The 12997-nt window shown below is 63.5% G+C and carries 9 protein-coding genes; 2 read left to right on the top strand and 7 right to left on the bottom strand.

The window, feature by feature from the left end:
* Nucleotides 1-6: 6 nt before the first annotated feature.
* Nucleotides 7-2454, top strand: coding sequence for a GcvT family protein (locus ACXAEK_RS10500; protein WP_475041748.1), 2448 nt, complete (start codon nucleotides 7-9; stop codon nucleotides 2452-2454).
* A gap of 88 nt (nucleotides 2455-2542) precedes the next feature.
* On the opposite strand, the gene ACXAEK_RS10495 is transcribed toward ACXAEK_RS10500, so the two are convergent.
* From ACXAEK_RS10495 to ACXAEK_RS10480, 4 genes are all read right to left on the bottom strand, one after another.
* On the bottom strand, nucleotides 2543-4234 hold the full coding sequence (locus tag ACXAEK_RS10495; RefSeq protein ID WP_475041746.1) for a BCCT family transporter: 1692 nt from the start codon (nucleotides 4232-4234) through the stop codon (nucleotides 2543-2545).
* Between the two features lie 223 nt (nucleotides 4235-4457).
* A complete protein-coding gene (locus tag ACXAEK_RS10490; RefSeq protein WP_475041744.1) occupies nucleotides 4458-5879 on the bottom strand; it encodes a carnitine 3-dehydrogenase in 1422 nt (473 codons plus the stop codon).
* A gap of 152 nt (nucleotides 5880-6031) precedes the next feature.
* Complete coding sequence (bcoG, locus tag ACXAEK_RS10485; RefSeq protein WP_475041743.1) at nucleotides 6032-6949, bottom strand: 3-dehydrocarnitine:acetyl-CoA trimethylamine transferase BcoG; 918 nt, start codon at nucleotides 6947-6949, stop codon at nucleotides 6032-6034.
* 18 nt (nucleotides 6950-6967) lie between these two features.
* The gene (locus ACXAEK_RS10480) at nucleotides 6968-8914 is read right to left on the bottom strand and encodes an acetoacetate--CoA ligase (protein ID WP_475041741.1); all 1947 of its coding nucleotides are present in this window, start codon (nucleotides 8912-8914) and stop codon (nucleotides 6968-6970) included.
* Nucleotides 8915-9035: 121 nt separating this feature from the next.
* Between ACXAEK_RS10480 and ACXAEK_RS10475 the strand changes: the two genes are divergently transcribed.
* Nucleotides 9036-10085, top strand: coding sequence for a GlxA family transcriptional regulator (locus ACXAEK_RS10475; RefSeq protein WP_475041740.1), 1050 nt, complete (start codon nucleotides 9036-9038; stop codon nucleotides 10083-10085).
* A 439-nt stretch (nucleotides 10086-10524) separates the two neighbouring features.
* Here the strand turns inward: ACXAEK_RS10475 and ACXAEK_RS10470 are convergent, their stop codons facing one another.
* Genes ACXAEK_RS10470 through ACXAEK_RS10460 form a run of 3 tightly spaced genes read right to left on the bottom strand, consistent with a single transcriptional unit; the run spans nucleotide 10525 to nucleotide 12990 of the window.
* Entirely contained in the window at nucleotides 10525-11121 is a 597-nt protein-coding gene (locus tag ACXAEK_RS10470) for an amino acid synthesis family protein (protein ID WP_475041738.1), read from the bottom strand.
* The gene (locus ACXAEK_RS10465) at nucleotides 11118-11924 is read right to left on the bottom strand and encodes an alpha/beta fold hydrolase (protein WP_475041737.1); all 807 of its coding nucleotides are present in this window, start codon (nucleotides 11922-11924) and stop codon (nucleotides 11118-11120) included. The genes ACXAEK_RS10470 and ACXAEK_RS10465 overlap by 4 nt, the downstream gene beginning before the upstream one ends.
* The gene (locus ACXAEK_RS10460) at nucleotides 11917-12990 is read right to left on the bottom strand and encodes an ABC transporter ATP-binding protein (RefSeq protein ID WP_475041735.1); all 1074 of its coding nucleotides are present in this window, start codon (nucleotides 12988-12990) and stop codon (nucleotides 11917-11919) included. The genes ACXAEK_RS10465 and ACXAEK_RS10460 overlap by 8 nt, the downstream gene beginning before the upstream one ends.
* Between the last annotated feature and the right edge of the window lie 7 nt (nucleotides 12991-12997).

Raw genomic sequence — 12997 nt, 5'->3', positions numbered from 1 at the left:
ACTGACATGACCGAACTCCCCTCAACTGCCAAGGCAGTCATCATCGGCGGCGGCATCATCGGCTGCTCGACAGCCTACCACCTGGCCAAGCTGGGCTGGACTGACACCGTGCTGCTGGAACGCAAGAAACTGACCTCAGGCACCACCTTCCACGCCGCCGGCCTGGTCGGCCAGCTGCGATCCAACGCTAATATCACCCAGCTCTTGGGCTATTCCGTCGACCTTTATAACAAGATCGAAGAGGAAACCGGCCTGGGAACCGGCTGGAAGATGAACGGCGGGCTGCGCCTGGCCTGCAATGAGGAACGCTGGACCGAGGTCAAACGCCAGGCCACCACCGCCCATTCCTTTGGCCTGGAGATGGAGCTGCTGACCCCCAAGGAGGCCCAGGACCTGTGGCCGCTGATGGATATCTCCGACGTGATCGGCGCCGCCTACATGCCGACCGACGGTCAGGCCAACCCCTCCGACATCACCCAGGCGCTGGCCAAGGGTGCGCGTATGGCCGGGGCGAAGATATTCGAGGACACCAAGGTCACAGATATCGAGATCGAGAACGGCAAGATCCGCGCGGTGATCACCGAACAGGGCCGTATCGAATGCGAAAAGGTGATCTGCTGCGCCGGCCAGTGGACCCGCACCTTTGCCGCCAAGTTCGGCGTCAACGTGCCGCTGGTGCCGATGGAACACCAGTATATGGTGACCGAACCGTTTGAGGGCGTGCCCCCGGGCCTGCCGACCCTGCGCGACCCGGACCGGCTGACTTACTATAAGGAAGAGGTCGGCGGGCTGGTGATGGGCGGCTATGAGCCGAACCCGATCCCCTGGGCCAAGGACGGCATCCCCCAGGGCTTCCACTACACGCTGCTGGACAGCAACTTTGACCATTTCGAGCAGCTGATGGAGCTGGCGCTAGGCCGGGTGCCCGCGCTGGAACACGCAGGCATCAAGACCCTGACCAACGGCCCCGAGAGCTTTACCCCCGATGGCAATTTCATCATCGGCGAGGCGCCGGAGCTGCGGAACTTCTACGTCGGTGCCGGCTTTAACGCCTTTGGCATCGCCTCGGGCGGCGGTGCAGGCATGGCGCTGGCGGAATGGGTGAAAAATGGCGAGCCGCCGTTTGACCTCTGGTCCGCAGACATCCGCCGCTTTGGCCGCCCGCATTTCGACACCGACTGGGTCCGCACCCGCACAGTCGAGGCTTACGGCAAGCATTACACCATGGCCTGGCCGCATGAGGAGCACTCCTCCGGCCGCCCCTGCCGCAAGTCGCCGCTCTATGACACCCTGAAAAGCCAAGGCGCCTGCTTCGGCGAGAAACTCGGCTGGGAGCGCCCGAACTGGTTTGCCGATGCCGCCAAGGGCGAGACGCCCAAGGATGTCTACAGCTTCGGCCGCCAGAACTGGTTTCAGGCAGTGGGCCGCGAACACAAGGCCGCGCGCGAGGCCGCGGTGCTGTTCGATCAGACCTCATTCGCCAAATTCGCCCTGAAAGGGCCGGACGCGCTGGCGGCCATGAATTGGATCTGCGCCAATGACGTGGACAAACCTGTGGGATCGCTGGTCTATACCCAGATGCTGAACCGCAAGGGCGGCATCGAATGCGACCTGACCGTGGGCCGGGTGGCGCATGACGAGTTCTACATCGTGACCGGCACCGGCTATGCCACCCATGATTTCGACTGGATCCGCCGCAACATCCCCGAAGGCATGAACTGCCAGCTGTTCGACATCACCTCCTCCAACGCGGTGCTGTCGCTGATGGGCCCCAAGGCGCGGGAGATCCTCTCTGCCGTCACCCGCGACGACGTCTCCAACGCGGGCTTCAAGTTCGGCACGATCCGCACCATCGGCATCGCCGGCTGCCCGGTGCAGGCGCTGCGGGTGACCTATGTGGGCGAACTGGGCTGGGAGCTGCATCTGCCGGTCGAATATGCCCAGACCGTCTATGCCGCGCTGATGGAGGCCGGCCAGCCGCACGGGCTGATCAACGCGGGCTACCGCGCCATCGAATCCCTGCGCCTGGAAAAGGGCTACCGCGCCTGGGGCTCGGACATCGGCCCGGACCACACCCCGTTCGAATCCGGCCTGGGCTGGGCGGTGAAACTGAAGAAGGACATCCCCTTCAATGGCCGCGAAGCCGCCGAGGCGCAAAAGGCCGGGGGCGTCAAAAAGATGCTCGCCTGCTTCACCACCGATCCCGGCGTGGTGCTGATGGGCCGCGAAACCATCTACCGCAACGGCGAGCGCGCGGGCTGGCTCACCTCCGGCGGTTATGGCTACAGCGTGGAGCAATCCATCGGCTACGGCTACATCCGCAACCCCGAAGGCGTTGATGCCGATTACGTGCTGAGCGGCAAATACGAGCTGGAAGTCGCCACGGAACGGGTGCCCTGCAAGGTGCAGCTGACCCCGCTCTATGATCCGTCGATGAGCCGCGTGAAGGCCTGAGGAGCCGTCACAGGCCGTTCCTGCTGCAAAAGAAAAGCCTCGCCCGGGTATCTGCCGGGCGAGGCTCATTTTACCAATCTCCAGCGCTTCAGGCGTGCAGATCCTGCGACAGGCGGGTGCCATCTGGCGCTGCCGTGCTCTCGCTGATCGGCGCCGCCGAGGGATCGGTCTTCAGCGACCGGTACAGCCCCAGTGTCATCCCGATGATCACAAAGGAAATCGGGAAGGCCGCCGCAATCGACGCGGTCTGCAGCGCGCCAAGGCCGCCCGCCATCAACAGCACAATCGCGGTCGCCCCGATGCCCGCGCCCCAGATGATCCGGAACTTCTTGGGCGGGTTGTCGTCGCCCATCGACAGCATGGTGGTGATCACCAGCGTGCCGGAGTCCGCCGACGTCACAAACCACGAAAACAGCAGCAAGGTCGCCAGCGCCGACAGCGGCCAGGCGGTCCAGCTCAGATCGCCCAGCCAGGAGGTGGCGCCCAGGTTGCCGATGGTGCCGTAAAGCGCCGCAGGCAGGTCCCAGTCGCGCACGGTCTGGATCACACCCGCGCCGCCTTCGGCTGCCGGGCCGCCGGCCATGTTCAGCTCCTGCCAGATCGCATTGCCGCCGAACATGCACAGCCAGAAGAACGCAATCGCGGTCGGCACAAACAGCACGCCCACCATGAACTCCCGGATGGTGCGCCCGCGCGAAATGCGGGCGATGAACATGCCCACCATCGGCGCCCAGGCAATCCACCAGCCCCAGTAAAAGATGGTCCAGCCGCCCTGCCAGGCGATGTTTTCCTCGGAGCTTGCGGTCCAGAACCCCATCGGGATGAAGTTCCAGATGTAATCGCCCAGCGTGGTCACATAGAAGCCCAGCAGCCACTTCAGCGGCCCGATCACCACAAAGGCCGCCAGCAGGAACATCGACAGCCAGATGTTCCATTCAGAAATGATCCGGATGCCCTTGCCCACGCCCGACACGGTCGAAACGGTGGCAATGATCGTCACGATCACAATCAGCGCAATCTTCAGCGTCAGCGTCGGCTCCAGCCCGAACAGCACATTCAGACCGGTGGCCATCTGGCTGGTGCCCAGCCCCAGCGAGGTTGCAATGCCAAAGACCGAGCCAAACACCGCCAGCAGGTCGACGCAATGCCCCCAGGAGCCATAGATCTTCTCGCCGATCAGCGGATAGAGCGCCGACCGCATGGTCAGCGGCAGCTTTTTGCGGAACCCGAAATAGGCCAGGCACAGTCCCACGATCACATAGAGCGCCCAGCCATGGAACCCCCAGTGGAAATAGGTCACCCGCATCGCGTCGATCGCGCGCTGCATGTCCATCTCCGAATGGCCCGCCAGCTCTGCGTGCGGATTGTTCGGATAGCCCCAAACGGCGGAGTTATCGAAATAGAAGATCGGCTCAGCCACGCCAAAGAACAGGATGCCGATGCCGATACCGGCCGAGAACAGCATCGCAAACCAGCTGAAGTTGCTGAACTCGGGCCGCGCATCATCATCGCCCAGCCGCAGGCTGCCGAACTTCGAGAACATCAGGAAGAAGCAGAAGAACATGATCCCGGCCAGCACCGAGATGTAATACCAGCTCAGACCGCCCTCGATCCAGCTGCGCACCGATTTGTACAATCCGCCCGCGAACTCGACGTTCAAAACGGTGAAAATCACAAAAGCGGCGATCATCGCCTTTGCCGCCATCCCCATGCCTGGGTGCAGGCCGGTAAAGAAACCGGACTTCGCCACCAGATGGCTGTTGGAATTGCTCTCGGACATATGGTCCTCCCTTTGTCCCTAATTGCAAATGCGCCCCGGATCCTCCGCCCGGGACAGCAGCCCGGCCCGGGCAGGCGGGATGAAGCCCTCCCGCCTGCCCCGCAGGTCCGGAAAATCCCTCCCCTGGCTGCCGCCTTTTACAGCGGGCAAGCCGCGGGCCGGATCGGGGAGGAGACCCGGCCCGCATAAAGAAACCGGCAGCCGCAAACTGCCGGTTTCCATATCATCCCCTCTGGCCGACGTGGCGCCCGGCACCTTCCGGCAGCGGCAGTCCTGCATGGGCGGCGGCATAGCCCGCCAGCCTGTCCGCAACCTCCGGCGAGGGCAGCGAGGTGCCGCGCGCATTGAGGTCCATATGCAGCAGCAGCGTCTCGACAGTCGCCGCCAATTGCCCTTCGGGGCCAACCAGGCGGTGGAACAGATGCATCTTCTTGCCTTCGCCCTGCAGCACCTGGGTGGTGACGGTCAGCGCGTCGCCCTCGTGCAGTTCATCCAGGAAGCGCACGTGGTTTTCCACGGTGAAATAGCTGCCACCCGCGGCGATGTAGTCCGCGCCGCAGCCGATCATCTCCATGAAGCGGTCGGTCGCCTGGGCCGAGGCCTCGGTGTAATGCGCCTCGTTCATGTGGCCGTTGTAGTCGGTCCAGCTCTGCGGCACCACGCGGCTGACGGTGACCGGCAGCTCCACCGCCTCCGGCACGGGCAGCGTTGCCTCATGGGTGTTGATGACCCCGCCAGCACCGCTGCCGGATTTCTTCAGCGCCCGCATCATGCCGACCAGATTGTCGTCGCGCAGCCGCTCGAGTTCGCGGATCGGCATATGGCCGGACTGGGCATCCGACTGGCCCGCAATCAGGTCAACCAGCTCCTCGGTGAACTCCGGCACATCCATCAGCTTGGTCCAGGGCCATTCCAGCGCCGGGCCGAACTGCGCCATGAAGTGCTTCATCCCCGCTTCGCCGCCGGCAATCCGGTAGGTCTCGAACAGGCCCATCTGCGCCCACCTGAGGCCAAAGCCCATGCGGATCGACTCGTCCAGCTCCTCAGTGGTGCAGATGCCGTCCTTGATCAGCCACAGCCCCTCGCGCCAGACCGCTTCCAGCAGCCGGTCGGCGATATGGGCGTCGATCTCCTTGCGCACGGTCAGCGGGTACATCCCCACCTCGCGCAGCAGGTCCGAGGCTTGCGCACAAGTGTCCGCATCCCCCACCAGCTCCACCAGGGGCAGCAGGTAAACCGGGTTGAACGGATGCGCCACCACGGCACGGGCGCCTTCGGCGTTCAGCTCCGACGGCTTAAAGCCCGAGGTAGACGAGCCGATCACGGCGCTGGCCGGCGCATGCGCCTGGATCTGCGCATGGATCTTGTGTTTCAGCTCCAGCCGCTCCGGCACGCTTTCCTGGATCCAGGATGCCTCAGCCACGGCCTCGGCCATATCCGCGTGGAAGGTCAGCGCCCCCTCGGCAGGCAGCGCCTTGTCATAAAGCGACGGCAGCGCGCGGCGGGCATTGGCCAGCACTTCGCCGATCTTGCGCTCCGCTTCCGGGTCCGGGTCGAACACCCGCACGTTCCAGCCATTCAAAAGGAACCGCGCGGCCCAGCCGCCGCCGATAACCCCGCCGCCGATGATTGCTGCTGTTTTCATCTGATGTCCTTTTCAAAAACGCCCGGCACTTCTTCTGGCCGAAAATATCCTGGGGGTTTGGGGGCAAGCCCCCAATCCTCCCTCGTGCCGCAGCGCGGCGGTGCACAGGGGGTGTACAGGGGGTGCACGCATAGCACCCCCCGGTTCCCCGCTTACTTCGCCACCGGCGCGCGCTTGGTCAGACCCAGCTTCTCGCGCACCGCGTCTGGGCCGATGATCCTGGCACCCATGCCCTCGATCACGCCAACCGCGCGCTCCACCAGCTGGGCGTTGGTGGCCAGAACGCCCTTGTCCAGGAACAGGTTGTCTTCCAGCCCGACCCGCACGTTGCCGCCCGCCAGCACCGACTGCGCCGCATAGGGCATCTGATCCCGGCCCAGGGAAAACGCCGACCAGGTCCAGTCCGACGGCACATTGTTGACCATCGCCAAGAAGGTGTTGAGGTCGTTCGGCGCGCCCCACGGCACCCCCATGCACAGCTGCACCAGCGCGTTGGGTTCCAGAATTCCCTCTTTTACCAACTGCTTGGCAAACCACAGGTGGCCGGTGTCAAACGCCTCGATCTCCGGCTTCACGCCCAGATCGGTCATCATCTGCCCCATCGCCCGCAGCATGCCGGGGGTGTTGGTCATCACGTAATCGGCCTCGGCAAAGTTCATGGTGCCGCAGTCCAGGGTGCAGATTTCCGGCAGGCATTCGGCAATATGGGCCATCCGCTCGGATGCCCCGATCATGTCGGTCGCCGCCTCATTGACCGGCAGCGGAGCTTCGGTCGAGCCGAACACGATGTCGCCGCCCATCCCGGCGGTCAGGTTCAGCACCACATCCACCTCGGAATCGCGGATCCGGTCGGTAAGCTCCCGGTAAAGCTCAAGTTTCCGGGACGGCGCACCGGTTTCCGGGTCGCGCACATGGCAGTGAACCACCGCCGCACCGGCCTTGGCAGCCTCAATCGCGGACTCGGCGATCTGCTTGGGCGAGCGCGGCACATGGGGGGATTTGTCCTGGGTGCCGCCCGAGCCGGTCACGGCGGCGGTGATGAAGACTTCACGGTTCATGGTCAGGGGCATGGTCTCGCTCCTTTGGGGTTAAGCTTGCAATTCAGGGTGATCCGCAAACAGCGCCAGCGCCTGCGGGTTCGCGAGGCCGGATAGGTTGCGGACAGGCTGTTTGTTCACCACATCCCGCACCGCCAGCTCGGCGGTCTTGCCAGACTTGGTGCGCGGGATGTCGGCGACGGAGATGATCTTGGCCGGCACATGGCGCGGCGAGGCGTTCTTGCGGATTTCCGTTTTGATCCGGGTGGTTAGCCTGTCATCCAGCGCCACCCCTTCAGCGGTCTGCACAAACAGCACCACCCGCACGTCATTGTCGAAGCTCTGCCCGACCACCACCGCATCCGAGACCTCGCCGATCTTGTCGAGCTGCCGGTAGATCTCTGCCGTGCCGATCCGCACGCCGCCCGGGTTCAGCGTCGCGTCCGAGCGGCCCAGCACCACATAGCCGCCATGTTCCGTGCGGATGGTGAAATCGCCCTGCCGCCAGATATCGGGATAGGTCTCATAATAGCTGGCCCGGTAGCGGGCATTGCCGGGGTCGTTCAGGAACCGGGTCGGCATCGACGGATGCGCATTGCGGCAGACCAGTTCGCCCGCCGTGCCCTCGACTGGCTCGCCCGCGTCATTCAGGGTTGCCACATCCAGCCCCAGCATCGGCGCCTGGATCTCTCCCTGATGCACAGGCAGCACCGGGCAGCCGCCGATGAAACAGCCCAGAATATCGGTGCCGCCGCAGATCGAGGCCAGCTGCACATCCGCCTTCCAGTCGGCATAGACATGGGCAAAACCTTCGGGCGACAGCGGCGAACCCGTCGACAGGACCACCCGCAGGCTGGCCAGCTGGTGGCTGTCCATCGGCCGGTTGCGGCGTTTCAGGGAAGTATCCACGTATTTGGCGGAAACACCAAAGTGGGTGACTTTCTCGGAGTCCAGAATACCGAACAGCCTGTGCATGCCCGGGTGCATTGGGCTGCCATCAAACAGAACGATCACCGCCTCGGAGGCCAGCGCCGCCACCTGCCAGTTCCACATCATCCAGTTGCAGGTGGTGTAATAAAACATCCGGTCGCCTGGACGCAGGTCGCAGTGCAGCTGCTGCTCCACCAGCATCCGCAAGAGGGTGCCGCCACCGGAATGCTCAATGCACTTGGGCTTGCCGGTGGTGCCGGAGGAAAACATCACATAAAGCGGATCGCGGAAACCCATGGGGCGGCAGGCCAGCGCCGGGGCGTCTGCCTGCTTGAAAGTCTCATAGGCGGTCATGCCCTGTGGCAGATCCTCAGCCCCGTTTGCATAGGGCCAGACCACGATCTGCTGGATCGACGGCACCCGGGCGGCGACCTCGGCAATGGCGGCGCGGGTTTCAAACATCTTGCCGTTGTAGAAATAGCCGTCGGCGGCAAACATCAGCTTGGGTTCGATCTGGCCGAAGCGGTCCACCACCACATCCGGCCCGCTTTCCGGCGCGCAGGAAGACCAGACCGCCCCCAACGAGGCGGTCGCCAGCATCGCCGCCACGGTCTGCGGCATATTCGGCACGTAGCCGGCAACATGGTCGCCCGCCTTAATGCCTGCCTCACGCAGGGCGGCGGCCAGCTGTTCCACCTCGCGTTTCAGCTCAGCCCGGGTCCAGGCCATGCGGCGGCCGTCCTCGCCGATAAAGACCACAGCCTCGCGGCCATCGGCGTTCTTCAGAAATGTCTCAACGGCATTGAGCCGCGCTTCGGGGAAGAACCGCACCTGCATCGGGTCCGCATCCGCCAGCAGCGGCACCATGCCCTTGTCCCCTGCCAGCCCGCAAAATTCCCAGGCCAGCGGCCAAAATGCCTGCGGCTGCGCAACCGACCAGGCGTGCAGATCCTCAAAGCTGTCCAGCGCCGTTCCGGCGGCCTCGGCAGCCTGCGCCATAAAGCTGGACAACAAGGGTTTACGGCGCGCCGAAAGATCCGGCTGCCAGAGAAGGGAAGCAGTGGTCATAGAGGTCTCAGTGGCTGAAAAGCGGGCGTCGTGTCGTCTTCGGCGGAACGTCAAGTAGCTTGACTTGAGGGTGTCTAGCGCTTTGAGTGCAGCGGGATAAACACAGTTTTGGACATATTACATGCAAAAACGGTCAAAACTGCCACATGTCTTTGAGTTTCTATTGTTCGATGGTTTCTCAAACATGGTGCTGGCCAGCGCGATGGAACCATTGCGCGATGTGCGGATGACGGCCGGCCAGGACACAGCCGCCTGGCAGGTCAGCACCCTGGGCGGGGCGCCGGTCACCAGTTCCAGCGGTCTGAGAATTACACCGGACAGCGCCTTCGACGCGCAGCAAAGCGACCGTGCCCTGGTGCTGGTCGCTGGCTATAACATGCGTGAACAGGCCACGCCTGCGTTGCTTGCCAAGCTCAGAACTGCAGCCCAGAGAGCAGATCTGGTTCTGGCTCTGGACACCGCCGCATGGATGCTGGCGCAGGCTGGTGTTCTGGACGGCCATACAGCCACAATCCACTGGCAGGAACTGGATGCCTTTGCCGAGGCCTTCCCCAAGACAGAGGTCTCCACTTCGAGATTTACACGCTCCGGCCCGTTCCTCACCTGTGGCGGCGCCAGCACCGCACTCGACATGATGCTGAGCCTCATTCAGGAACTCTATGGCTCTGCAGCCGCGTTTGGGGCCTCGACTATGTTTGTCTATGATCCGTCGCGCCAGTCGGAGCTGAACCGTGGCGCCGCCAGGCTGGAACAGAAGGGATCGCCGAAGATCTTGAAAGCGGCGAACCTGATGGCCGAGAATATCGAAACGCCATTGCACACTTCGGAACTGGCTAAACGGGTTTCACTGTCAGAGCGCACCCTGGCCCGTGCGTTCCAGCGCGAATTGGGAATGACACCGGGCAAGTACTATAAAATGCTGCGGCTCCAGCACGCCAAATACCTTGCAGAAGAGACACATCTTAACCTCGAACAGATTGCCCACCGGTGCGGTTTTTCCTCCGCCTCCGCACTGGGGCGTTCCTTTAGCGGGCTGTACGGCCGCACGATCCGGGACGCGCATATTCAAGAGAAGCCGTGGAGGAGTTCCGCGCAGCAAGCCGAAGACCGTCAGGGACATGACGCAGCACCCGGGTTTGATGGCCTTCGCCAGCCCGTTGAGCGTGACTGAAGTGTCCTGCAGCTTGCTGCCGCAGACGATGAAACAGGCGCCGGGTGAACCTGGTTCCTGAACTGAAAGCGAACATCTCTTTCAGCTGCACAAGCTCCGTGGCCTGCCGTTTCTTTCCGGCAAGGTCCAAAATGGTCAAAGCCCTGCTTTGGCCAAGAGGGCCCGATGTTTCTGCTTCAGCCCGTATGGCCGCATTTCTTTTTCATCGGGTGCGAGAACTTACAGTTTCCAGCCTGTTGCCGGCGTTCGCCGCAAGCAAAGCCCGGGCTGACTTGCCCATCTCCTTTGCGCGACAGGTATCTCAAGACTGGCACTTGCTTCCCCTAGGACAGAACGCCTGTTCAGCAAAAATTCGAGCGGCCAGGACAAGTACAGGCGGCCCTGGCACGAAATCTGCCAGAGCCGGGTCTTTGTTTTGTCTTTCCGCTGGACGTCTACTTTACAGCGGCCGTTCGGTCTGATCGTGGCCCAGGTCTTTCATGTCCTGGAACCGGTCACCGATGCGGTGGTGGGGCCTGCCGCCGGTGGCGACGCCGATGGCGATCAGAACCTCGTCCGGGGCGGGCGCATCAGGAATGTTGAATTCCACCGTCATGAAGTGCGAACGGGCGCCGCCCTTGGTGGTGTGGCGCAGCGGGAAAGTGATCGAATTGCCGGGGCCGCCGCGCTTGTTGGTAAAGGGGATGAACTCGCTGCTTTGCACCGCGTCACGCAGGAAGTTGCCGAAACGCAGTGTATGGATCAGGGCAGACCCGTGCTCGATCTCGCCGTTAACACCGACAATGGCGGTTTTGCCAAAGGCTTCGACTTCGCCGCCGCCGCCCACCAGCGGCATCAGACGGTTCACCATCTCCTCGCCCAGCACCGGGGCAAAGGCGTGGATCTCCGGGGTCAGATCCTCGACAAAGCGCCCGGCCCAGGGATTCTTCAGCACTGCTGCCACTGCAGCCATGCGCAAAGGCGGGTTGGCAGGCTTGTGGCCCTCGATCAGGGTGTCTTCGATCCAAGCAACGTATTTGCGGACTTCTGGGGTCATGTCTTGGTCTTTTCTGTTGGGCCGCCATGGGCAGCAAGGAAGGGGTCAATAAGGGTGGCGATCTGGTCCGGTGCTTCCAGGAGCACCGAGTGTTTCAGACGCGGCAGGATATGCAGGCGGGCATCGGGCATCCGGGAAGCCATGAATTCAGACATCCGCGGCGAGGAGCCGATATCGTTCTCGCCGGTCATCACCAAAGCCGGGACGGTGACCTTGTGCAGCTCGGCACCCAGGTCGTTGCCCGCCAGCACCCGGTAGGCGGCGACGTAGCAGTCCGGGTCGTTCTTCAGCGATTTCTGCCGCCGGGCCTCCAGTACCTCGGGGTGGGCGGCGACAAACTCCGGTGTGAACCAGCGGTCCACGGCATTGGCCAAATGAGTGAGGGCGCCGTCGCGGGCCAGAGTTTCGGCGCGCTCGTTGACGCGGGCCTGCTCCTCAGGCGTGCGGCCGCCGACGGAAGACACCAGCGTCACGCAACGCACCCGTTCCGGGCAGCTCAGCGCGATCTGCTGGGCAATCAGCCCGCCGAGGGAAAACCCGATCACTGAGGCAGTTCCGATGCGCAAATGATCCAGTAGCGCCACGGCGTCCTCGGCCAGGCCTGGCAGCGTGTATGGCCCCGGCGTGCGCCGGGATTGCCCGTGCCCGCGCAGATCAAAGCGGATGTAGCGGCGGGAAGACAGATGCGGCAGCACCCCGTCCCAGCTTTCCAGGTCGGAGCCGACGCCGTGGATCAGCAGCACCGGATCACCCGCACCTTCATCCTGGTAATTCAGCGCCACATCGGCGGAACGTTCAAACATCGGCCAGGATCCTTGCATCCTCGGCCCGGAAGCTAAGGGTGGCTTGGCAACCCATCTCCAGCGCGGTGGCCTCGGCCTGGGCGGCCTGTTCCAGCGCTGCGACCTCGGTGCCGTCTTCCAGCGCGATGATCGCTTTGCGGGACTGGCCGAGGTAGATCAGCTCCTTCACAGTGCCGGTGAGCGTGTTCGTTCCGCCAGCACCCGCGCCGTTCACCACACGCAGCCGCTCGGGCCGGACCGCCAGCACTGCAGCCGCACCCTCCGCCAGCGGTGCGCCCAGCTGGCCGGTAAGCCCCCGCACAGAGGCCCCTGCCCCGCTGCAGCCCTGGGCCGCTCCGGCAATGAAATTGGTTTCGCCGATGAAATCCGCCACAAATTTGGTTTGTGGCGCCTCATAGAGCTCCCGCGGAGAACCCACCTGCTCGATCCGTCCTTTGCTGAAGACGGCAATCCGGTCGGACATCACCAGCGCCTCTTCCTGGTCATGGGTCACATAGAGCACTGTGGTGCCCATGTTCTTGTGCAGATGCATGATCTCCAGCTGCATATGTTCGCGCAGCTTTTTGTCGAGCGCGCCCAGCGGCTCGTCCATCAGCAAAAGCCGAGGCTTGAACACCATGGCCCGGGCCAGTGCCACCCGCTGCTGCTGGCCGCCCGACAGCTCCTTGGGCAAGCGGCTGCCGAAACCGGCGAGGCCGACCATCTCCATGGCCTCCTCTGCCCGCTTGCGGCGGTCGCCTTTCGCCACCCCGCGCATCTCCAGCGGAAAGGCGATGTTCTGCGCCACCGTCATATGCGGGAACAGCGCGTAATGCTGGAACACCATGCCAATGTCGCGCTTCCACACCGGTATCGGGTCCAGCGGCTGGCCATTGAGGCTGATGCCGCCGGCAGTGGGCTCAGTAAACCCGGCAACCATCATCAGCGTGGTGGTCTTGCCCGAGCCCGATGGCCCCAGGAAGGTGACGAACTCACCGTCCGCCACATCCAGGTTGATGTTCTTGGCGGCGTCAATCGGGCCATAGGCTTTGCCGAGACCGGCCAGTTTCAAAAGAGGTTCAGTCATGTCGAAG

Source organism: Leisingera sp. ABM4_101 (genome assembly GCF_056158725.1).
The sequence above is the reverse complement of the archived record's forward strand: the minus strand, read 5'-3'. Positions and strand labels throughout refer to the sequence as shown.

Coding starts and splice junctions, on each gene's coding strand:
- ACXAEK_RS10500 (WP_475041748.1), top strand. CDS start 7: ATGACCGAACTCCCCTCAACTGCCAAGGCAGTCATCATCGGCGGCGGC.
- ACXAEK_RS10480 (WP_475041741.1), bottom strand. CDS start 8,914: ATGACCACTGCTTCCCTTCTCTGGCAGCCGGATCTTTCGGCGCGCCGT.
- ACXAEK_RS10470 (WP_475041738.1), bottom strand. CDS start 11,121: ATGACCCCAGAAGTCCGCAAATACGTTGCTTGGATCGAAGACACCCTG.
- bcoG (WP_475041743.1), bottom strand. CDS start 6,949: ATGCCCCTGACCATGAACCGTGAAGTCTTCATCACCGCCGCCGTGACC.
- ACXAEK_RS10495 (WP_475041746.1), bottom strand. CDS start 4,234: ATGTCCGAGAGCAATTCCAACAGCCATCTGGTGGCGAAGTCCGGTTTC.
- ACXAEK_RS10490 (WP_475041744.1), bottom strand. CDS start 5,879: ATGAAAACAGCAGCAATCATCGGCGGCGGGGTTATCGGCGGCGGCTGG.
- ACXAEK_RS10460 (WP_475041735.1), bottom strand. CDS start 12,990: ATGACTGAACCTCTTTTGAAACTGGCCGGTCTCGGCAAAGCCTATGGC.
- ACXAEK_RS10465 (WP_475041737.1), bottom strand. CDS start 11,924: ATGTTTGAACGTTCCGCCGATGTGGCGCTGAATTACCAGGATGAAGGT.
- ACXAEK_RS10475 (WP_475041740.1), top strand. CDS start 9,036: ATGCAAAAACGGTCAAAACTGCCACATGTCTTTGAGTTTCTATTGTTC.